This is a genomic window from Serratia marcescens subsp. marcescens ATCC 13880 (genome assembly GCF_017299535.1).
In the GTDB taxonomy this organism is placed as follows: Bacteria; Pseudomonadota; Gammaproteobacteria; order Enterobacterales; family Enterobacteriaceae; genus Serratia; species Serratia marcescens.
Genome location: NZ_CP071238.1, coordinates 3,243,245 through 3,262,504, shown reverse-complemented (window position 1 = coordinate 3,262,504; position 19,260 = coordinate 3,243,245). Strand labels below are relative to the sequence as shown.

At 63.1% G+C, this 19,260-nt stretch carries 18 protein-coding genes, 2 tRNA genes and 1 riboswitch; of the genes, 12 read left to right on the top strand and 8 right to left on the bottom strand.

The features are described from left to right. Nucleotides 1-27 precede the first annotated feature (27 nt). Both J0F90_RS15620 and nac read left to right on the top strand, forming a co-directional pair. Nucleotides 28-252, top strand: coding sequence for a hypothetical protein (locus J0F90_RS15620; RefSeq protein WP_126186879.1), 225 nt, complete (start codon nucleotides 28-30; stop codon nucleotides 250-252). A 51-nt stretch (nucleotides 253-303) separates the two neighbouring features. After that, on the top strand, nucleotides 304-1,227 hold the full coding sequence (nac, locus tag J0F90_RS15615; RefSeq protein ID WP_033639924.1) for a nitrogen assimilation transcriptional regulator NAC: 924 nt from the start codon (nucleotides 304-306) through the stop codon (nucleotides 1,225-1,227). 36 nt (nucleotides 1,228-1,263) lie between these two features. On the opposite strand, the gene J0F90_RS15610 is transcribed toward nac, so the two are convergent. Beyond that, nucleotides 1,264-2,727: an AMP nucleosidase gene (locus tag J0F90_RS15610; RefSeq protein ID WP_015378406.1), complete on the bottom strand. Its 1,464-nt coding sequence runs from the start codon at nucleotides 2,725-2,727 to the stop codon at nucleotides 1,264-1,266. Nucleotides 2,728-2,864: 137 nt separating this feature from the next. Then, entirely contained in the window at nucleotides 2,865-5,168 is a 2,304-nt protein-coding gene (gene opgB, locus J0F90_RS15605) for a phosphatidylglycerol--membrane-oligosaccharide glycerophosphotransferase (RefSeq protein WP_033639925.1), read from the bottom strand. Nucleotides 5,169-5,452: 284 nt separating this feature from the next. Between opgB and J0F90_RS15600 the strand changes: the two genes are divergently transcribed. Next, nucleotides 5,453-6,193 (top strand): transporter substrate-binding domain-containing protein, encoded by a 741-nt coding sequence (locus J0F90_RS15600; protein WP_033639927.1) that lies wholly within the window; start codon nucleotides 5,453-5,455, stop codon nucleotides 6,191-6,193. Here the strand turns inward: J0F90_RS15600 and J0F90_RS15595 are convergent, their stop codons facing one another. The 4 genes from J0F90_RS15595 to J0F90_RS15580 are packed head-to-tail and all read right to left on the bottom strand — an operon-like array spanning nucleotide 6,194 to nucleotide 9,349. After that, nucleotides 6,194-7,129: an ABC transporter substrate-binding protein gene (locus J0F90_RS15595; RefSeq protein ID WP_033639928.1), complete on the bottom strand. Its 936-nt coding sequence runs from the start codon at nucleotides 7,127-7,129 to the stop codon at nucleotides 6,194-6,196. Nucleotides 7,130-7,164: 35 nt separating this feature from the next. Then, nucleotides 7,165-7,932 carry an ABC transporter permease gene (locus J0F90_RS15590; RefSeq protein WP_033639929.1) on the bottom strand — a complete coding sequence of 256 codons (768 nt, stop codon included), beginning with the start codon at nucleotides 7,930-7,932 and terminating at the stop codon, nucleotides 7,165-7,167. Then, nucleotides 7,929-8,669: an ABC transporter ATP-binding protein gene (locus J0F90_RS15585; RefSeq protein WP_033639930.1), complete on the bottom strand. Its 741-nt coding sequence runs from the start codon at nucleotides 8,667-8,669 to the stop codon at nucleotides 7,929-7,931. The genes J0F90_RS15590 and J0F90_RS15585 overlap by 4 nt, the downstream gene beginning before the upstream one ends. Further along, a complete protein-coding gene (locus tag J0F90_RS15580) occupies nucleotides 8,666-9,349 on the bottom strand; it encodes a TenA family protein (RefSeq protein ID WP_033639931.1) in 684 nt (227 codons plus the stop codon). The genes J0F90_RS15585 and J0F90_RS15580 overlap by 4 nt, the downstream gene beginning before the upstream one ends. A 62-nt stretch (nucleotides 9,350-9,411) precedes the next feature. Further along, nucleotides 9,412-9,514: riboswitch (TPP riboswitch) on the bottom strand. A gap of 149 nt (nucleotides 9,515-9,663) precedes the next feature. Here J0F90_RS15580 and J0F90_RS15575 point away from each other — a divergent pair. The 4 genes from J0F90_RS15575 (at nucleotide 9,664) to gap (ending at nucleotide 13,624) form a co-directional block, all read left to right on the top strand. Next, nucleotides 9,664-10,686, top strand: coding sequence for an LLM class flavin-dependent oxidoreductase (locus tag J0F90_RS15575; protein WP_033639932.1), 1,023 nt, complete (start codon nucleotides 9,664-9,666; stop codon nucleotides 10,684-10,686). 13 nt (nucleotides 10,687-10,699) lie between these two features. Then, complete coding sequence (locus J0F90_RS15570; RefSeq protein WP_033639934.1) at nucleotides 10,700-11,434, top strand: SDR family NAD(P)-dependent oxidoreductase; 735 nt, start codon at nucleotides 10,700-10,702, stop codon at nucleotides 11,432-11,434. Between the two features lie 126 nt (nucleotides 11,435-11,560). Continuing rightward, the gene (locus J0F90_RS15565; RefSeq protein ID WP_028128346.1) at nucleotides 11,561-12,535 is read left to right on the top strand and encodes a GlxA family transcriptional regulator; all 975 of its coding nucleotides are present in this window, start codon (nucleotides 11,561-11,563) and stop codon (nucleotides 12,533-12,535) included. A gap of 78 nt (nucleotides 12,536-12,613) precedes the next feature. Next, nucleotides 12,614-13,624: a type I glyceraldehyde-3-phosphate dehydrogenase gene (gene gap / locus J0F90_RS15560; RefSeq protein WP_033639935.1), complete on the top strand. Its 1,011-nt coding sequence runs from the start codon at nucleotides 12,614-12,616 to the stop codon at nucleotides 13,622-13,624. Nucleotides 13,625-13,678: 54 nt separating this feature from the next. Here the strand turns inward: gap and J0F90_RS15555 are convergent. Together J0F90_RS15555 and mtfA are read right to left on the bottom strand one after the other, a co-directional pair. Continuing rightward, nucleotides 13,679-13,754 (bottom strand) — tRNA-Asn (locus J0F90_RS15555). A gap of 99 nt (nucleotides 13,755-13,853) precedes the next feature. Next, nucleotides 13,854-14,654 (bottom strand): DgsA anti-repressor MtfA, encoded by an 801-nt coding sequence (gene mtfA / locus J0F90_RS15550; protein ID WP_033639936.1) that lies wholly within the window; start codon nucleotides 14,652-14,654, stop codon nucleotides 13,854-13,856. Nucleotides 14,655-14,746: 92 nt separating this feature from the next. On the opposite strand from mtfA, the gene J0F90_RS15545 reads away from it, so the two are divergent. The 5 genes from J0F90_RS15545 (at nucleotide 14,747) to J0F90_RS15525 (ending at nucleotide 19,232) form a co-directional block, all read left to right on the top strand. Then, nucleotides 14,747-14,836, top strand: a tRNA-Ser gene (locus tag J0F90_RS15545). A 470-nt stretch (nucleotides 14,837-15,306) separates the two neighbouring features. Further along, nucleotides 15,307-16,794: a UbiD family decarboxylase gene (locus tag J0F90_RS15540; RefSeq protein WP_033639937.1), complete on the top strand. Its 1,488-nt coding sequence runs from the start codon at nucleotides 15,307-15,309 to the stop codon at nucleotides 16,792-16,794. Next, the gene (locus J0F90_RS15535; RefSeq protein WP_033639938.1) at nucleotides 16,784-17,254 is read left to right on the top strand and encodes a MarR family winged helix-turn-helix transcriptional regulator; all 471 of its coding nucleotides are present in this window, start codon (nucleotides 16,784-16,786) and stop codon (nucleotides 17,252-17,254) included. Before J0F90_RS15540 ends, J0F90_RS15535 begins: the two co-directional genes overlap by 11 nt. 119 nt (nucleotides 17,255-17,373) lie before the next feature. After that, nucleotides 17,374-18,006, top strand: coding sequence for an ECs1377 family protein (locus J0F90_RS15530; protein ID WP_033639939.1), 633 nt, complete (start codon nucleotides 17,374-17,376; stop codon nucleotides 18,004-18,006). Nucleotides 18,007-18,269: 263 nt separating this feature from the next. Continuing rightward, complete coding sequence (locus J0F90_RS15525; RefSeq protein WP_033639941.1) at nucleotides 18,270-19,232, top strand: hypothetical protein; 963 nt, start codon at nucleotides 18,270-18,272, stop codon at nucleotides 19,230-19,232. Nucleotides 19,233-19,260 lie beyond the last annotated feature (28 nt).

The window sequence follows — 19,260 nt, the reverse complement described above, 5'->3', positions numbered from 1 at the left end:
GCGGCTTGTAAAGCGTGAAGACGTCCGATGCGTTCGTTTGCTGCAAGATTGCCCAACCTGCTGCTTTTTCTCGCTTTTGTCGCTTATCCCGCGCGCAGCGTCGCCGAATTGCCCGTTGATCGGCGCCGTTGCCTGCCGATGGTGCAACGGTTGCCCTGCGCGGTGGCGCGCGCCGCCCGGCGAACGGCCATTTACCGCCTTGTACCCCGCTTCCACGGCCGTTTACCGACTCTGGCCTGGATCTTGCTGTGATTGCATGACCGGATTTCGGCATTCTCAATTTAGCGGCTCGCTGGAGGCACTATGAATTTCAGACGTCTGAAGTACTTCGTGAAAATCGTCGATATCGGCAGCCTGACTCAGGCGGCGGAGGTGTTGCACATCGCCCAACCGGCGCTCAGCCAGCAGTTGGCGACGCTGGAAGGAGAGTTGAAGCAACAGCTGCTGATCCGCACCAAGCGCGGGGTGCAGCCGACCGAGGCCGGCAACATTCTGTATGCCCACGCGCAGACCATTCTGCGCCAGTGCGAGCAGGCGCAGAGCGCGGTCAACAGCGCCGGGCAGGCGATGAGCGGCCAGGTGTCGCTCGGGCTGGCGTCGGGCAGCACCGCGGCGCAGCTGGCGCTGCCGCTGTTGCAGACCCTGCGCGATCAGCAGCCGGGCATCCTGCTCAGCCTGCATGAAAACGGCGGCGCGGCGTTGGCCGGGCAGGTGGCTAACCAGACGCTGGACATGGCGATGGTCTACGGCGCCAAAATGCCCGCCGGGCTGCACGCCATCGCATTGATGCGGGAAGATCTTTATCTGGTGGCGACGCGCGCGGTGCCGCATCCCGGCAACAGCGTCGAGCTGCTGGACGTGGCGCGGCTGAACCTGTTCCTGCCGCGTGAGGGCGATGCGGTGCGCAACCAGCTGGAGGAGGCGATGGCGCTGCGCAAGCTGGCTGCCAACGTGGTGGGGGAGATCGAATCCTCGGGCGCGCTGAGCGCCGCGATCGCCAGCGGGTTAGGGGCGACCGTGCTGCCGGAATCGGTGGCGCGCGCGATGATCGGCCCGGCCAAGGCCTGGATGGCGCGCATCAATGCGCCGACGATGTCGGTGCCGCTGTCACTGTGCATGTCGAGCCAACAGGCGCTGTCCGCCCCGGCGCTGCTGGTGAAAGACCTGTTGCTGTCGATCGCCGGCGGCCGCTGCCAGGAGAAGCGCGCGTTGGCGCTGGTGCGTTGAGGAAAAAACGGCCCGCCGCAGCGGGCCTGAGCACCGTTACCGGAACGGCGGTTCGTTGAAGGTGCGCAGCTTGCGCGAGTGCAGGCGATCGCCCTCGGCGCGCAACAAGTCGATGGCGCAGATGCCGATCTGCAGGTGTTCGGAGATCGCCCCTTCGTAGAAGCGGTTGGCCTGGCCCGGCAGTTTGATCTCGCCGTGCAGCGGTTTGTCGGAGACGCACAGCAGCGTGCCGTACGGCACCCGGAAGCGATAACCCTGAGCGGCGATGGTGGCGCTCTCCATGTCGACCGCCACCGCGCGGCTGAGATTGAAGCGGCGCGCCGAAGCGGAGTAGCGCAGCTCCCAGTTGCGGTCGTCGGTGGTGACCACGGTGCCGGTGCGCAAACGCTGTTTAACCTCTTCGCCGGGCATGCCGCTGACCATCTTGGTGGCGTCGTACAGGGCGCGCTGCACCTCGGCGATGCTCGGGATCGGGATATCCGGCGGCAGCACCGCATCCAGCACGTGATCGTCGCGCAGATAGGCATGGGCCAGCACGTAATCGCCGATCTTCTGGCTTTCGCGCAGGCCGCCGCAGTGGCCGATCATCAGCCAGGCGCTCGGGCGCAGCACCGCCAGGTGATCGCAGATGGTTTTGGCGTTGGACGGGCCGACGCCGATGTTGATCAGCGTGATGCCCTGGCCGGTGCGCGAGATCAGGTGATAGGCCGGCATCTGGTGGTTTTTCCACGCCAGATCGGACACCGCCTGCTCGGGCGCGCTGGTTTCCGGCGTGATGTAGGTGCCGCCGGCGCTGGAGAGCGCGATGTACGGGCTGGCCGGATCGGCGATCTGGGCGCAGGCCCAGCGCACGAACTCATCCACATAGCGGGTGTAGTTGGTGAACAGCACGAACGGCTGGAAATGCTCCACCGGCGTGCCGGTGTAGTGCCGCAGACGCGCCAGCGAGAAATCCGCGCGCAGCGCATCGAAATGCGACAGCGGGAAATGGTTGTCGGTGGCGTGGTACAGGCCGTCGGCGGTCTCGTCACCGATCTGCGCCAGCTCGGTGGTGGGGAAATGCTGCGCGATGCCGGCGCTCATTGAACGATCGAGCGCCAGGCTGGAGCCGTCGATGACATAAGGGAACGGGATCTCCTGCTGCGACGGCGCCACTTCGATATGGGCGGCGTAGTCGTGTTCCAGCATCGCCAGCTGTTCGGCCAGATAGTGGCGGAACAGCTGCGGCCGGGTCACGGTGGTGCTGTAGCTGCCGGGATGGGTAAAGCGGCCGAAGGCGCGGGTTTTGCTCGGGCCGGATTGCTGCCCGTCCCAGCTGACGCGCAGTTCGGGATACACGAACAGTCCGGCGGCGCGCGCTTGCGCATCCGGCAGGGTGCCGTGGCTGATAAAGTCACTGACCGCCTGCCGCAGCGCGTCTACCGCGGCGTCATACAGGGCTTCCAGTTGATCGAGTGCCTGATCGGCGCTGAGGCCGCTGCGAGGTGGGGCATAGCTCATACTTTCTCCTTCGATGTCCCGGCTCTGGCGGGATTGGCGGCGTTTCACCGTCACAGGTTAGCCGAAGAAGGGCGTAAAAGCTTGGTTGAAATGACGGGCGCGGCAAAGAAATTACCGCGCCCGTGAAGGCGGGGAGATCAGGAGGCGGGACTTGCCGCTTCGACCTTCAGCGACACCAGGCCGATGCCCAGCTTCTTCGGCGTGAAGCCGCCGCTGGCGTTCTCTTTCGGCTCGGTCGGCGCCGGCGGGGTAATGCTGATCTTCTGCGCGCCGCGCGGGTTATCGAAGCGCAGGGTGACGGTGCTGTCCTGTTCGCCGAGCGACACGAAGCGCTCTTCGTCGCCGACGCGCACCGAAATCGGTTCGCCGACGTTGTTGCCGTAGGCGCGGGCGCGCAGCACCAGATCGAAGCTTTTCGGCAGCGGGTCGACGTAATCGATGTCGACCGCTGGCGCCAGATTGGCGTCGGACCAGCGGCCCCATTCCTCGACGGCGGAGACGCCGGTGATGGCCCTCACCTGTTCCGGCATGCCGGGCAGCATGAACTCGATGGCGTCCGCCCGGTATTTCACCGCCGCGTCGTCCACCTGCAGGCGGGCGACGGCGTTTTGGTAATCGGCGACGCTGTCCGCCGCCGGGCCGGTGAAATTCACCTTGCCGTTGAAGCGTTCGCCGCTGGCCTGGACGATCTGCGGCGGCGAGGCGAGGGTGCCGGAGGCCACGCAGATGTCGGTGCTCAGCGCCAGCTGCGGCGCCCAGACCCGGCCGATCTCGTAGCATTTATCGACCCAGACGAATTTCTCCCCCGCCCCCAGTCCGGCCAGCTGTTTGCGCAGCGGGGTGGAGAGGTAGACGTTGAACATCGGTTCGATGCGGTTATCGCCCACCCGCAGGATGAACGGCACCTTGTAGGTGACGCCGGAGAAGCTGAAGCTGCGCTGGCGCGTGTCCACGCTGTAGTCGCTGATGCGGTTCGGCAGGCCCCACTGGTTGATCACCGCCGGTTTCCAGCCGTTGATCTTCTCTTCGATATTCAGGAACACCGTAGACAGCGACGGCGCCGACAGGCTGCTGCGGCCAAGGCCGATGTAATTGTCGCCGCCCATCACGTCCAGCACCGTGGCGCCGTTGTCCAGCGTGCTGCGTTTCTCGTTGCGCTGTTCCGCCAGCGGCCGGGTGCCGTCGATGATGAAGAACAGATTGCGGCGCTTCTGTTTGGTCAGGATGTCGTAGGCGGTGTTGTTCATCGCCAGATGATCGGAGGACACCACGATCACGGTGTTGCTGAAATAGGGCGAGCGTTTGATTTTGTCGATCAGCGCGGCGATGTGTTGCTGGCTGCAGGCTACCGCGCTCAGCGAGCGGTTTTCCTTGTTCTGCCAGGCGTAGCTTTTCTTGCTGCAGCCGGCGGAAATAAAACCGTCCGGGTGATGAGTATCAACGGTCAGGGTGAACAGCGAGAACGGCTGGCGCTGTTTGGACAGCTCGACGAACTTGCCGTACACCACGTCCAGCACGCTGTCGTCGTACCAGCCCCAGTCGTTTTTGTAGCTCGGATCGGCGACCTGATCGCGCAGCTCTTTGAAGCCGTAAACGTGGTCGAAGCCGTGGGATTTCAGGAAGGTGTCTTTACCGGCGAACGCCAGCTCGGCGCCCTGATAGAAATAGTTGCTGTAGCCGGCGGCCTTCAGCACGTCGCCCAGGCAAACGTTCTCCGGGTAGAAGGTGGAGACCGCGCTGGAGGCGTTGCCGTCGAAGGGCGCGAACAGCGGAATGCCGCACTGTGAGGCGACCATGCCGGCGATGGTGTAGCCGGTGCCCGGCAATTGCTGGGTATTGCTGAAATCGATGCTGCCCGCGCGCAGGGCGTTCAGCTCGTCGGCCAGGCCGGGAAACAGCTCGGTATCGAAGTAGGTGCGTTCCAGGCTCTCGGCATAGATGTACACCAGGTTCGGCCGCTTGCCCTGTACGGTTTTTTTCGGCGCTTTGTAGTAAGTGGTGAAATCGGCGGTATCGCCGACGATCTGGCTCTTGACCAGCAGCGAGATGTCCTGAAATGCCGGGGTGGTGCCGACCGAAAACAGCGCCAGCAGCACGGCGACGATGCTGTAGGCCACGCTGCTGCCTTTGGCTTTGCGGCGCAGCAGGCTGCGGGCCAGCACCGCGAAGATAAGCCCCAACGCCGCCAGCAGGCCGATGAACGGCAGCACGTATTTGCTGATGCCCGCGCCTTTGAGGCTGCTGGTGACGGTGTAAATCACCGCGTCGGTGATGCCGTCGCCGGTAAAGTAGTTGCTGGCGATCAGGATGACGTTCAGCACCAGATAGCTGCCGAGCAGCGTCAGCAAAATGGCGAACCACCAGCGGTTGGCGGCGGCCCGGGTGCGATAAATCAAAATCGACGCCAAAAAGAGAACAAACGAAACGACTGCTAAAACCATCCGCCAAACCTTGTCTGATTGGAAAAAAACGTTGCTGCCCTGGTCTGCGCCGCCGACCGTGCCGCGGCGCGAAAAGTGAAGGGTATAGCCTATTGCCGGCGGCGGAACAACGCGCGATCTCCCGCTACGGCCGACGAACGGCGGCTATTGTACATTTTTATGACAATAGTGTGACGTTAATCACGCCGACGGCGGCCTCGGCGGCGAAAGCTTGCTGGTCGGAGGTTTCGCTCTACGCTTAATGAGCGCCGGACGGTGCGCCCATCAGCCATTCAGGAGGAAGTATGCAGACAATCCCCGCAGCGGTACTCGACGATCTGGCCCCGCAAGGCGTGTTGCGCGCGGCGATCAACTACGGCAATCCGGTGCTGGCGCAGGCCGGGGCCGGCGGTAAACCGCAAGGCGCTTCGGTGGAGCTGGCCGCCGCGCTGGCCCAGGAGCTGGGCGTGGCGCTCGAACTGGTCACCTATGACGCGGCGGGCAAGGTGTTCGCCGACCTGGACAGCGGCGCCTGGAACCTGGCGTTTATGGCTATCGAGCCGGTGCGCGCGGCGCAAATCGCTTTCAGCGAACCCTACGTGATCATCGAGGGGACTTACCTGGTGGCGAACGACGCGCCTTACTTTGAGGCGGCGCAGCTCGACCGGCCGGAGGTGCGCATCGCGGTCGGCCAGGGGGCGGCGTACGATCTGTTTTTATCGCGCACGCTGCAGCAGGCGCAGCTGGTGCGGGCGGCAACCTCCGCCGAGGCGATCGCGCTGTTTTTCGAACGGGGGCTGGAGGCGGCGGCCGGCGTGCGTCAACCGCTGCTGGCCGCCGCGGCCGCCCATCCCGGCTACCGGGTGCTGGACGGGCATTTCACCGCTATCCGCCAGGCGATGGCGGTGCCGCGGCAAAAAACGCAGGGCGCCGCCTACGTGAACGCGTTTATCGAACGCTGCAAGGCCAACGGGCTGGTGAAGGCGGCCTTGCAGCGCAGCGGCCAGGGCGAGGTGACGGTGGCGCCGCCGGCCGCCTCGGCGTGATCAGTTCAGCTCCACCGCGTACTGTTCCACCGGGGTGATTTTCTTGATCAGCTTGTTGTCGAACAGGAACTGTTCGTAAGCCTGGTAGCGGGCGCGATCCAACTTGGCCGGATCGCGCGCGAACAGCGGCAGGCTGGCTTGCCACGCCTGTTTGTTCAGCTCGGTATTCAGCTCCGGGTGCGCCTTGGCGAACGCCAGCCAGGTGTCCTGCGGGTGCGCGTGCAGGTAGTCGCTGCCTTGCTTCAGCGCGGCGAGGAATTTGCGGATTTTCGGCTCGTTCACCGCATCGCGGTTGGCGACGATGATCAGCTCGTCGTAGGCCGGCACGCCGTAATCTTCGACGTTGAACACCACCGGTTCTTTACCCTGCAGCTTCAGCTCCAGCGCTTCGATGTTGCGGTAGCCGCCGATCACCGCATCGACCTGGCCCGCCAGCAGGGCGCTGGTCAGCTGGAAGTTGACGTTGATAAGCTTGATGTCCTGCGGCTTGAGGCGCTCGTGTTCGACCATGGTGGCCAGCGTCGCCTGTTCGATGCCGCTGACCGAGTAACCTACCGTTTTGCCCTTGAGATCCGCCGGCGAGGTGATGTTTTTATCCAGCGCGATCACCGTATTCAGCGGCGTGTTGATCAGCGTGCCGACGCGCATCAACGGCAGACCCTGATCGGCGAAGAAGTGCAACTGTGGTTGATAGGTGATGGCGAGGTCGGCCTGTTTGGCGGCCACCAGCCGCGGCGGCAGCGCCGGATCGGACGGCGGCACGATCTTGACGTCCAGCCCTGCGGCCTTGAAGGCGCCGATCTGCTCGGCCACCATAATCGGCGCGTGATCGGGGTTGATGTACCAGTCGAGCACCAGCGTCAGCTTGTCGGCCGCGCCTGCCTGGCCTGTGAGGGCGGCGCCCAGCAGCAGCCCGCAAACGGTTTGTTTGATCATGGTCGTTCCTTTATCCCTGGTTATGGTTGCAATCATCACTCGTTTTCCGGCGCCCAGGCGATCAGGCGCCGCAGCAGCGCATCCACCGCGGCCCACAGCAGCACGGTCATCAGCACCAAAATAAACAGCGCGGCGAAGCAGACGTCGGTCTGCATGCGCGCGTTGGCGTTCAGCATCACGTAGCCCAGCCCTTCGGCCGAGCCGACCCATTCGCCGATGATGGCACCGATCGGCGCGACCGCGGCGGCCATGCGCAGGCCGGAGCCGAAGGCCGGCAGCGCCGCCATCAGCCGCACGTGCCGCAGCTGCGCCCAGCGCGAAGCGCGCATCGTGCGCGCCAGATCGAGATAGTCGTTGTTGACCCGGCGCAGCCCGTCAAAAAAGGCCGACACCACCGGAAAGAAGATCACCAGCACCGCCATCGCCACCTTGGCGCTCATGCCGAAGCCGAACCACAGCACCAGCAGCGGGGCCAGGGCGAACACCGGTATCGCCTGACTGGTGAGCACCAGCGGCATCAGCCAGCGTTGCAGGCGCGGCGAGAAAATCATGCACAGCGCCAGCGCCGCACCGAGCAACACGCCGAGCACCAGCCCGCTGACGATCTCCGAAGCGGTGACCAGCGTGTGCCAGGCGAGATAGCCGCGCCCGTCCCACAGCGCCTGCGCCACAGCGCCCGGCGTGGGCAGCAGAAAGGCCGGAATGCCGCTTTGCGCCGCCAGCCACCACAGCAGCAGCAGGCCGACGAACACCGTCAGCCCGCGCCGCAGGCGGGTGAGTCCACGCTCTTTGGCGATATTCATTGCGCCGCCCTCACCAGTTGCTGCAGCAGCTCGGCCTGGCTTTTCAGCAGGTCGGCGTCATCCGGCGCGCGCGGCGGTAGCCCGCTGATGCGGTGAGTATCGTCGAGGCCCAGCGGCCAGGGAGACAGCACCAGCAGCCGGTGGCTCAGGCGGCAGGCTTCCATCGGATCGTGGGTGATCAACAGCACGGTATTTTGCGCCAGCAGCTCGGCGGCCAGGCTCTGGATCTCGGCGCGGGTAATGGCGTCCAGCGCGGAAAAAGGTTCGTCCATCAGCACGATCGGCTGGCGTTCGTAGAGCGTGCGGGCGATGGCGGCGCGCTGGCGCATGCCGCCGGACAGCGAGGCGGGCAGGCTGCGGCCATGCGCGGCCAGGCCTACGCGTTCGAGCAGGTGCGCCGTCCACGCCTGATCCGGCGCTTCGCCGCGCAGCCGCGAACCGAGGGCGACGTTCTCTTCAACGGTCAGCCACGGGTAGAGCAGGTCTTTTTGCCCCATGTAGGCGATGCGCCCGGCGATCGGCAGGCCGTCGCTGCCGGTCACCGAGCCAGAGCTGGCCTGCGCCAGGCCGGCGATGATCTTCAGCAGGCTGGTTTTGCCGGCGCCGCTGGCGCCGAGCAGGGCGACGAAGCTGCCGCCGGCGATGTCGAAGCTCAGCCGGTCGAAGACGATTTGCTGACCGAAACGCAGGCTGAGATCCCGCACCTGGATGCCGGGCGGGAGAAGCGGGGAGGTCATGAGGCGTTCAGCCCCATCTGCCAAAATGCCGACTCCAGCTGGGTGGCGGTGGTGAAAATCTGCGCCAGCTCGGTGAAGCGGCCCTGTGCGCCGCGCTGCTGACCAACGGTTTCCAGCAGTTCGATGGCGGCGCGCACGCCGGCCAGATAGCCCTCGTCGCCGTAGTTGCGGATCCAGGAGGCGTAAGGATTGCCCTCCATCTGAGTGGCGGGATCGTGCAGCAGCCGCAGGCCGATTTCGGCATAGCCGGCCACGCAGGGCAGCAGGCCGGCCAGCAGATCGAGGGCGTCGCCTGCATGGCCGATATCCAGCACGTAACGGGTGTAGTTCATGGTTTCCGCCGCTTCCGGCTGGGCGGCGATCTGCGCTTCGTTCAGCCCCCATTCGGCGCAGTAGGCCACGTGCAGCGGCAGTTCGGCGACGATGCCGTTGAGCGAGGCGGTGGCGGCGCGCATCTCCGGCAGAGTGCGCAGCTTGCTGACCAGCAGCGCGTAGGCGCGGGCGAAGTGCAGCAGAAACAGATAGTCCTGGGTCAGGTAGCGGCGAAAAGCGCGTTCAGGCAAGGTGCCGGCGGCCAGCTGCTGCAGAAACGGATGATCGACGTAATCTTGCCAGTGGCTGCCGGCATGGCGGCGCAGCCGGCCGTAAAGACCGCTTTCGAACAGGGTAGTGATGGACATGGGACCTCCTTGAGTCAGTGGAGATCCGGGCACGCTGGGGTATGAACAGGCAACGGGTGATCGCATTGTTGCCTAACCGTCCCTTCGCTGGCATGACCCAGATCAGGTTCAAAGGGTTCGGCTTGCGCCATCTCAGCCCGTAACAGGACACCCCTCGGAGCTGCTTGTTATACGACATTTGTTTTTTGATTACAATCGCCGGGCGGCGCGGCGGCAATCGGTTCGTTTAGTGCGATCGGGGGCGATTTTGCTGGCGCAGAGCGCGCGGTTTTTGTCACTGTAGGCCCATGTTTTGCCTCTGAGGATGATGCCCGATGAAAAAAATTGGTTTTCTCTCGTTTGGCCACTGGTCGCCTTCCGCCCAGTCCGGCACCCGTTCCGCAGCGGATGCGCTGCTGCAGTCCATCGATCTGGCGGTCGCCGCCGAAGATCTGGGGGCGGACGGCGCCTATTTTCGCGTGCACCACTTCGCGCGCCAGCTGGGATCGCCGTTCCCGCTGTTGGCCGCCATCGGCGCCAAAACCCAACGCATCGAGATCGGCACCGGCGTGATCGACATGCGTTATGAAAACCCGCTGTACATGGTGGAGGACGCCGGCGCGGCGGATCTGATCGCCGGCGGGCGGCTGCAGCTCGGCATCAGCCGCGGTTCGCCGGAGCAGGTGATCGACGGCTGGCGTTATTTCGGCTATGCCCCGGCCGACGGCGAGACCGACGCGGACATGGCCCGCCGCCATACCGAAGTGTTCCTGGAAGCGCTGCGCGGTGAAGGGTTCGCCGAACCCAATCCGCAGCCGATGTTCCCGAATCCGCCTGGGCTGCTGCGGCCGGAGCCGTTTTCCGCCGGGCTGCGCGATCGCATCTGGTGGGGCGCCGGTTCGAACGCCACCGCTGTCTGGGCGGCGAAGCTGGGCATGCATCTGCAAAGCTCGACGCTCAAGAATGACGAGACCGGCGAGCCCTTCCACATCCAGCAGGCCAAGCAGATCCGCGCCTATCGCGCCGCCTGGCAAGAGGCGGGCCACCCGCACGAGCCGCGGGTTTCCGTGAGCCGCAGCATCTTCGCGCTGGTGGATCAGCGGGATCGCAACTACTTCGGCGGCGGCGGCAAGGAGGGCGATCAGCTGGGGTATATCGACGCGCAGACCCGGGCGATCTTCGGCCGCAGCTATGCCGCTGAGCCGGATGTGCTGATCGAGCAGCTGGCGCAGGACGAGGCCATCGCCGAAGCGGATACCTTGCTGCTGACCGTGCCTAACCAACTGGGCGTGGATTACAACGCGCACGTCATCGAATCGATTTTAACCCATGTCGCGCCGGCGCTCGGCTGGCGCTAAACGGAGGAGTGGCATGTCACGCATTTTCATTACCGGCTCGGTCGACGGGCTGGGCCGCGCCGCCGCGCAAACGCTGTTGGACGAAGGGCATCAGGTGATCCTGCATGCGCGTGAGCCTGGCCGTTTGGCCGCGGTGCGCGATTTGCTGGATCGGGGCGCGCAGGCGGCGAACGGCGATCTGTCCGATGTGCAGCAGATCCGGCAGCTCGCCGAGCAGGTCAATCGCCTCGGCCGCCCGGACGCGGTGATCCACAATGCCGGCATGTTTACCGGGCCGCAGGTGATGCCGGTGAACGTCATAGCGCCTTATCTGCTGACGGCCCTGATCGAACGCCCCAAGCGTATCGTCTATCTGAGCAGCAGTATGCACTTTGACGGTGTGTCGGAACTGAACGGCGTGGATTGGCTTGGCGGCGCCGCAGGCTCTTATTCGGACAGCAAGCTGTTCGTCACCGCGCTGGCCGCCGCCGTGGCGCGCCTGTGGCCTGACGTGATCAGCAGCGCGGTCGATCCCGGTTGGGTGCCGACCAAAATGGGCGGCGCGGACGCGCCCGACGATCTGGCGCTGGGGCATGTGACGCAGGCGTGGTTGGTGACCAGCGATGAACCGCAGGCCCTGGCGTCCGGCGGCTATTGGCACCACCAGCAGCGGTTTGAACCTCACGCGGCGGTGCACGATGAGGCGTTTCAAACGGCGCTGCTGGCGCAATTGGCGCGCGCCGGCGGGGTGCACCTGCCGCAGGCTTGATGGCCGTTCCTTCCTGGCCCGCCGGTGATTATCGGCGGGCTTTTTTATGCCCGCAGGGTGAACCGACGGGGCTTTTCTTATACAGTGGTCGCCTGGCCTGTTTTGATTGTTATTTATATTATCGCCATGCACTCATTCCTGATTATCGTCCCTGAAGGGGGCATGCTGTTCGAAGCGGCGGGCATCGCCGATATCCTGATGCAGGCTAATCGCCTGAGCCCTGCCGAGACGCCGCTGTATCAGATCGCGGTCGCCACCACGCAATCTCACCGGGTGGTGCACGGCCTGTCCGGGCTGAGCCTGTTGGCCGATCATCGCCTGGCGGATCTCGATCCGGCCCAGCCGCGCGATACCGTGATCGTCGCCGGCAAGGGGGCGACCGAAGAAGAGGGCGCCCTGGTCGCCGATTGGCTGCGTCGCGCGGCGCCGCAGGCGCGCCGTATCGCTTCGGTTTGCGGCGGGGCTCTGCTGCTGGCCGAAGCCGGGTTGCTGGACGGGCGGCGGGCGACCACCCACTGGCGGCTGGCGGAGACGCTGCAGGCGCGCTTCCCGCGAGTGCAGGTCGAAAACGGCCCAATCTACGTGCAGGACGGGCCGATCTGGACCTCCGGCGGCGTCAGCTCCGGCTTCGATCTGACGCTGGCGCTGGTGGAGGATGATTACGGCTTCGTGCAGGCGCGCGAAGTGGCGCAGGATCTGGTGATGTTTCTGCGTCGCCCCGGCGGGCAGGCGCAGTTCAGCCGCTACCCGCTCAACCAGGCCAAATCGCCGGGGCCGATCCGTGACCTGCAATCCTGGATCCTGGAAAACCTCGCCGACGATCTCAGCGTCGATCGGTTGGCCGAGCGCGTGGCGATGAGCCCGCGCAACTTTACCCGGGTGTTCACCCGCGAGACGGGCATTTCTCCCGCCAAATTCGTCGAAGAGGGGCGGTTGCATACCGCCAGGCAGCGCCTCGAACAGAGCGCGGAAGGCATCGAGCAGATTGCCCTGGCCACCGGCTTCGGCAACGGCCTTAACCTGCGGCGGGTGTTTGAACGCAAACTGCAATTGACCCCGAGCGAATACCGCGAGCGCTTTCATGCGCGCAATTTGGCGTAAATTGATTGGTAAACGTCATTTACGCCGTTTCTGGTCGGCGCTAGATTTTAGGCAAAGCCCAAAAACGAGGAGTGCATCATGGTGAGAGTAGGCATTAACGGCTTCGGCAGGATCGGGCGCAACGTGCTGCGCGCGGCGCTGGGGCGCAGCGATTTTGAAGTGGTGGCGATCAACGATCTGACGGACAGCAAGACGCTGGCGCACCTGCTGAAATACGACACGCTTTCCGGCACGCTGGCGGCCACGGTGGAAGCCGGCGACAACCAGCTGCTGCTGGACGGCCGGCCGATTCAGGTGTTTTCGCAGCGCGATCCCGCCGAGATCCCCTGGCGCAGCGCGGGCGTGGACGTGGTGATCGAAGCGACGGGCTTCTTTACCGACAAGGCCAAGGCGGAAGTGCACATCACGCACGGCGGCGCCAAGCGGGTGATTATCTCGGCGCCGGCCAAGAATGACGACATCACGCTGGTGATGGGGGTTAACGATCACCTCTACGATCCGGCTCTGCATAAGGTGGTCAGCAACGGCAGCTGCACCACCAACGGGCTGGCGCCCGCCGCGCAGGTATTGCATCAGGCGTTCGGCATCGAATACGGGTTGATGAATACCACGCATGCCTACACCAACAGCCAGGCGCTGCACGATCAGCCGGAAAAAGATCTGCGCGGCGCGCGGGCGGCGGCGGAATCGATCGTGCCTTACTCCAGCGGCGCGGCCAAGGCGCTCGGCAAGGTGATCCCCGAACTGGACGGCCGCCTGACCGGTTATTCGCTGCGGGTGCCGGTGCCGGTGGTTTCCATCGTCGATCTGACGGTGACGCTGAAACGCCCGGCGACGGTGGAGGAGATCAACGCCGCTTTCCGCGCGGCGGCGGCGTCCGGCCCGCTGAAAGGGATCCTGGGGTACAGCGATGAACCGCTGGTGTCGAGCGACTACCGGGGCGATGCGCGTTCGTCGATCATCGACGGCCTGTCCACGCTGGTGATCGGCGGCAACCTGGTGAAAGTGCTCGCCTGGTATGACAACGAGTGGGGCTTCTCCAACCGCTTGGTCGATCTGGCGCTGCTGATGGAACAACGCGGGCTGTAAACGCCCCATAGCAAAAAGCCCGCTTAAGTTTCCTTAAGCGGGCTTCTCTAAATATGGCTCCTCTGACTGGACTCGAACCAGTGACATACGGATTAACAGTCCGCCGTTCTACCGACTGAACTACAGAGGAATCGTGTGAACGGGGCGCATGATATCCAGCGGCCCCGGGTGTGTCAACGCTAAATTGCCCCGGGCGGTGCGACTGCTCGGTATCTGAGCAATAAGCCCGTCAATCAGTCCATTGCGCGTCGTTTTCCGCCTGGCCGCGCAGCAGGCGCGCCAGCGGATCCTGGCGGTAGAAGCGGCAAAAGTGCTGATACAGCGCCGGGAAGCGTTCGGCCAGCAGTTCGGGAGCGCTGAAGAAATACTCCGACAGCACGGCGAAGCACTCGGCCGCATCGGTGGCGGCGTAGGCATCCATGCTGGCGGCCTCTTCGCCGACCATGTCGATCTCGTCCTGCAGGCTTTCCATCGCGGCATGCAGATCATGTTCCCAGGCGGCCACCTCGCGCAGCGGGATCGGCGGCACGCCGGTGGCGACGCCGCCGTTGCGCATATCCAGCTTGTGCACCGCTTCGTGGATCACCAGATTGAAACCAGAGAGATCGAAAGAGTCCTGCACGTCTTGCCAGTTGAGCACGATCGGCCCCTGTTCCCAGCTTTGGCCGGACTGCACCACCGGCCCCGAGTGCACCAGGCCGATCTCGTCCTGCCATTCGTCTTCCACCACGAACGGGGTGGGGTAGAGCAGAATTTCGTTGAAGCCGTCGAGACACTCCGCGCCGAGTTCCAGCACCGGCAAGGCGAACAGCAGGGCGATGCGCGCCTGCATTTGCGAGGTGAGCTGCAGCCCCTGCAGCGGCACGATGCGCTTTTGCTGCAAGATCTGCCCGGCGACGGCCACCAGCCGCTGCCGCTCCTGCTCATTCAGCGGCGAGAGCAGCGGGATCGCCAGCGCGTCCTGCCACTGGGCCTCGATGTCTGCCTGGGGTTGAGAGGGTTGAGTCGCTTTCCACGGCCATTTAATCATCAGGTTGCTCGTAAAGTCGTCACTTGAACGTTCAGCGGTATGCTAATGCTGTAAAAATGCCGCAAAAGCGGGCATGATAGCAAGCGTTGTCAGGAGAGATGCCGGAGCGGCTGAACGGACCAGTCTCGAAAACTGGAGTAGGGGCAACTCTACCGGGGGTTCAAATCCCCCTCTCTCCGCCACTTTACCCCTCGTTGTTCCCCATCGAATCAAAATCCTTTTCTTTCGCTAATGCTTGTAAACCGTTCGATCTGAAACCGGTTTGCGTTGGCAGAGATCCTTTTCCGCATTATAACCCGTGCAATATCAACGAATAGCATTTTGCGATTATGTTCTTCATTTTGTGAGCCATGTTGCGCTTGAACCCGGCGCGGCGCTTGCGGCAAGCCCAGTGCTATGCATGCCGATCATGCTGAAGGTGTGAAACCGTCACGGCGATAATGTCTGCCGGCAGGGGCGTGTATGGCCCGAGTCCGCTATCCCTTGAAGAGTTTGCCAGACTGACAACATGCCCACACGTCTCCAGGGTAGCGTGTATTTACACGCGATTTTTCGTACAATAATATGTGTGCACATGCACATAAATGTCAGTCTCCTCCCTGAAACGATGGGAATAGCAGGGACTGAACGCCTGGAAACCGGAGGACTTGCCATGAGTTTGCTCGATTGCGCACTGGATTTTCGTCACTTCATTGAGGAATTGCGTCGCCGAAACGATTTGGTCGACGTGCATCAGGCCGTTTCCGCCGACCTGGAGATAGCGGCTGTCTGCCGCCGGGTCTATGAGCAACGGCTTTCGGCTCCGCTATTTCATCATGTGGCGGGCGCGATGCCGGGAGCCCGCATCCTCGGCGCGCCGGCCGGCATGCTCGCTTCTGCGGAACATGCCTATTCTCGCCTCGCCCTCCATTTTGGGCTGCCGCCAGAGAGCTCCCCGCGGGATATTGTGGCGGCGATTCGCCGGGCGGTGAAGGCGGAGCCGTTTGCGCCGGATTATTGCTCGACCGGCCCGGTGAAAGAGAATATTTGGCGTGGTGACGAGGTTGATCTGGAACGTTTCCCGGTGCCGCTGTTGCATGAACGGGATGGCGGGCGCTATTTCGGCACCTACGGGTTCCATGTCGTGCAATCCCCGGACGGAAAGTGGCATAGCTGGGGCGTCGGCAGACTCATGATGCTCGATCGCAATCGTCTCACCGGCCCGGCAATCCCCACCCAGCACATCGGCATGATCCGTGAAATGTGGCGCCGAGAAGGGAAACCTACGCCGTGGGCGATGGTGCTCGGGGCGCCGCCTGCCGCGGTGGCGGTCGCGGGGATGCCGTTGCCGGCCGGCGTCAGTGAGCCTGACTATGTCGGCGCGCTGCTCGGTAAAAGCGTCACGCTCACCCAAGCGGAAACCAACGATCTCTGGGTGCCGGCCAATGCGGAAATTGTGCTGGAAGGTGAAATCAGCCTGACGGAGACGGCGCTGGAAGGGCCGATGGGGGAGTATCACGGCTATCAACACCAGCAAGGCCATGAACAGCCGGTGTTCCATGTGCGTGCGGTAACGTTTCGCGATGACCCCATTTTGCCGATTTGCGTCGCCGGCACGCCGCCGGAAGAAAATCATACGATCTGGGGCACCATGATATCAGCTCAATTGCTGGAAACCCTGCAGAGCGCGGCCTTGCCCGTTGACTTTGTCTGGTGTTCCTATGAGGCGGCGACCTGTTGGGCGGTGGTCTCCGTCGATATCGAAAAACTGGCCGGAATGAATACCACCGCGGCGGATTTTGCCGGCAAGGTGGCGGAGGTGGTCTTCGGCTCGCATGCGGGCTACCTGATCCCCAAACTGATCCTGGTCGGCAATGACATTGATATTGTCGATATCGATCAGGTGGTTTGGGCGTTGGCCACGCGCTCACATCCGGCGCGCGATCATTTTATTTTCCCGGACGTACGTGAGTTCCCGATGGTGCCGTACCTGACGGAAGAAGACAAGGCGCGCGGCAGCGGCGGCAAAGCCATCATCAACTGCCTGTTCCCCGAGCAGTTCAGCGGCGTAACACGTGCGGGTACCGCCTCTTACAGGCACTCTTATCCTGAACAGGTCAGGGCAAAAGTCGAGGCTAATTGGAAACAGTATGGGTTCTGAAAAAAAAGACAGGCATAGCGGCCGACGGGGAATGGGATTGCCCAATGGTGCGCTTTACAGGATGACTGAGGTGGTGCGTCACCGCGAAAAACGGCTGTCTGCGTTACTCGCTTTGCAAGGACTCAGCCTCCATGAGTGGCGCGCGTTGCGCATTCTCTACAGTTTTCCGGGCGACGTGGCCATGAGTGAGGTGATCGCGCATTCGCAGACCGATCGCACCGCGCTAGGCCGTACGATCACCCAACTGGTTAATCGGGGGTGGGTCGCGCGCTTCCCCGATCCGGAAGATAAGCGCGCGGTATATCTGCGCGTCATGCCGGCGTCTCGTCCCATTTTTGACCAGGCGAGGCAATGGGTGGCGGATTATGACGCACAGCTGATGGCCTGTCTGGACGATGCCGGGCTCAGTGCCCTGGATGACGCACTGCGACGCATGATGCTGTTCATCGAGACCGCGTAGTCCGTTCCGGCGAAGGCCAGCGCCGTATTTCCCGAGTGACCTCATCGCGGTGTTGTACTGTTGCCCGCGGGTAAGGTAATTTGCTGAGGGCATGATGACTGACGCAGGGGCCAACGGACATGAATGAAAGGATCGACTACCACATCGAGAAATACCACTTCGCGCCGCTGGATGAAACCCCGCGGCTCGCGCGCCAGTGGAGCGAGGTGTTGAACGAGTGTCGCCAGACGCAGGCCGGGGCGGAACAGCGTCTGCGCATTGCGCTGCTCAACGTGGACTATGTGACCAGTTTCGAATTGCCGTTTCGTTTATTGCTGGTGCGGGCGCCGCAGCTGATTGCCGGCCTGCGCGATGAGTTGTCGATCAGTCAAAAAAATGTGGTGTTCAACGGCAAGCGCTTTGGCTGCGTTTACAGCCTGAAAAGCGATTTAAGCGACGTGCCTGAGGCCTTTCAATACGGCCTGTCGACCCGTATTCACCGCACTTCGGCGTCGGGCGTGGACGCGTTGCCTTACCGGGAAATCGCCAAAGCGCTCAAGGCGCCGCGTGAGCGACTTAAGCTGGCGCTGGAGCAGGGGCTGCGGGTCACGGCGTTGGACGGACTGTTCTGGTTCGGCATACAGCGCATTGCCGCCGAGGTGCGCAGGCTAAGAAAAACCGGCATGGCGATCGTGACGGCGGAAACGGAGATCTTCGACACCCTGACCGGCACCACGCGCAAGGTTCCGGTATACCGCCTGGCCGAGAGTTGATGACCGATAGTCGGCGGTTCAGCTTATGAAGCGCGATTCCCGCCGGGCTCCTCTACGGTTCTTTTTTACCCGCATCTCCTTGCCGCTCAGCAAGAAAACCGACGTGACATATTCCTAAAATCTGACCTGTGTTCGTTCTGCCGTAGCACAACGCAAACGACGGGCCACCGCCGATAGCCGGTGCCACGATGGTGTTTCCGGTTGGCGGCGCCGTTTGCCGCCCACCTTTGGCTAACATCGACGAGGGTTTGAAGGAGAAGAGTATGTTGAAACGTTTCGCATTGTTGTGCTGGTGCCTGATCGGCGCCAATGCGCTGGCGGCGGGCCCCAACGCCAATATCAAGTATTACGGCTATGACTGGCTGGACTTTTATGAAACCGCCACGCCGTCTTTCAGCGCCACAGAGGCGCTTAAGGCGATTACCGGCACCGGCTTCAGTATGACCAATCTGAATGTGGTGCACACGTTGGCAAGTCTCAATCTGCCCGTTTGCGCCGGTGGCACCTGCGCCGTGAACATTCAGGCTGGTTCGGGGGCGGTATCGGGCTCGCCGTTTATCGATATCTGCCCTGGGGCGGTCTCGAACAGCAGCTGCCAGGCCGCAGGTTCCTGGAACGCCATCTGGACGGTGGTCAAGAAGATCGCCGAAGCCAAATATAAGCCCGGCGCCATTTATTTTATCGATGAGCCGTTCGACGTTCCTGCCTTACAGACCGGGGGAAAATATGACGCTTACCAATACTCCAGCTATGTTTGCACCCTGCGACAGGCCATGCAGCAGTACGGGGTCGCGATCCCCGTCTACACCATCTTGTCCTACCGACATGCCAACAACGCCGAGTGGATCCGTGAAATACAGCAGGGCGCGCCCGCGACCGCGTGCCCGGCCAACGTCAAAAGCACGCCAGATTGGGTTGGGGTGGATAACTACAACTGGTCGGTGGCGGATATGTGGAGTACCTACAATCGCCTGGCGCCGATAAGCGCAGCCGGACAAAAGTGGGTGTTGGTACCGCCTTCTACGGCATCGTTAGGAATGAACGACCAGCAACTGCATGCGCAAATTCAACTGTATTGGGATTTTATTAATCAATATCCGACTGCGCCCGTGGTTTACATCATGAACTGGCGGTTTGATCGCGCGGTCACCGAGAATCGCGCGGCCTTCCCCGAATCGACCGCCTTATTGTCTTTCATGGCGAACACGCTGCTCACCCAACCTTAAGCGTGCAAAAAGGAGGTTCGCCATCAGG

Bases quoted from the DNA above. Each gene is read 5' to 3' on its own strand.
- J0F90_RS15610 (WP_015378406.1), bottom strand. From the start codon at position 2,727: ATGAGCTATGCCCCACCTCGCAGCGGCCTCAGCGCCGATCAGGCACTC.
- gap (WP_033639935.1), top strand. From the start codon at position 12,614: ATGGTGAGAGTAGGCATTAACGGCTTCGGCAGGATCGGGCGCAACGTG.
- mtfA (WP_033639936.1), bottom strand. From the start codon at position 14,654: ATGATTAAATGGCCGTGGAAAGCGACTCAACCCTCTCAACCCCAGGCA.
- opgB (WP_033639925.1), bottom strand. From the start codon at position 5,168: ATGGTTTTAGCAGTCGTTTCGTTTGTTCTCTTTTTGGCGTCGATTTTG.
- J0F90_RS15525 (WP_033639941.1), top strand. From the start codon at position 18,270: ATGTTGAAACGTTTCGCATTGTTGTGCTGGTGCCTGATCGGCGCCAAT.
- J0F90_RS15600 (WP_033639927.1), top strand. From the start codon at position 5,453: ATGCAGACAATCCCCGCAGCGGTACTCGACGATCTGGCCCCGCAAGGC.
- J0F90_RS15590 (WP_033639929.1), bottom strand. From the start codon at position 7,932: ATGAATATCGCCAAAGAGCGTGGACTCACCCGCCTGCGGCGCGGGCTG.
- J0F90_RS15565 (WP_028128346.1), top strand. From the start codon at position 11,561: ATGCACTCATTCCTGATTATCGTCCCTGAAGGGGGCATGCTGTTCGAA.
- J0F90_RS15540 (WP_033639937.1), top strand. From the start codon at position 15,307: ATGAGTTTGCTCGATTGCGCACTGGATTTTCGTCACTTCATTGAGGAA.
- nac (WP_033639924.1), top strand. From the start codon at position 304: ATGAATTTCAGACGTCTGAAGTACTTCGTGAAAATCGTCGATATCGGC.
- J0F90_RS15575 (WP_033639932.1), top strand. From the start codon at position 9,664: ATGAAAAAAATTGGTTTTCTCTCGTTTGGCCACTGGTCGCCTTCCGCC.
- J0F90_RS15530 (WP_033639939.1), top strand. From the start codon at position 17,374: ATGAATGAAAGGATCGACTACCACATCGAGAAATACCACTTCGCGCCG.
- J0F90_RS15585 (WP_033639930.1), bottom strand. From the start codon at position 8,669: ATGACCTCCCCGCTTCTCCCGCCCGGCATCCAGGTGCGGGATCTCAGC.
- J0F90_RS15580 (WP_033639931.1), bottom strand. From the start codon at position 9,349: ATGTCCATCACTACCCTGTTCGAAAGCGGTCTTTACGGCCGGCTGCGC.
- J0F90_RS15620 (WP_126186879.1), top strand. From the start codon at position 28: ATGCGTTCGTTTGCTGCAAGATTGCCCAACCTGCTGCTTTTTCTCGCT.
- J0F90_RS15570 (WP_033639934.1), top strand. From the start codon at position 10,700: ATGTCACGCATTTTCATTACCGGCTCGGTCGACGGGCTGGGCCGCGCC.
- J0F90_RS15535 (WP_033639938.1), top strand. From the start codon at position 16,784: ATGGGTTCTGAAAAAAAAGACAGGCATAGCGGCCGACGGGGAATGGGA.
- J0F90_RS15595 (WP_033639928.1), bottom strand. From the start codon at position 7,129: ATGATCAAACAAACCGTTTGCGGGCTGCTGCTGGGCGCCGCCCTCACA.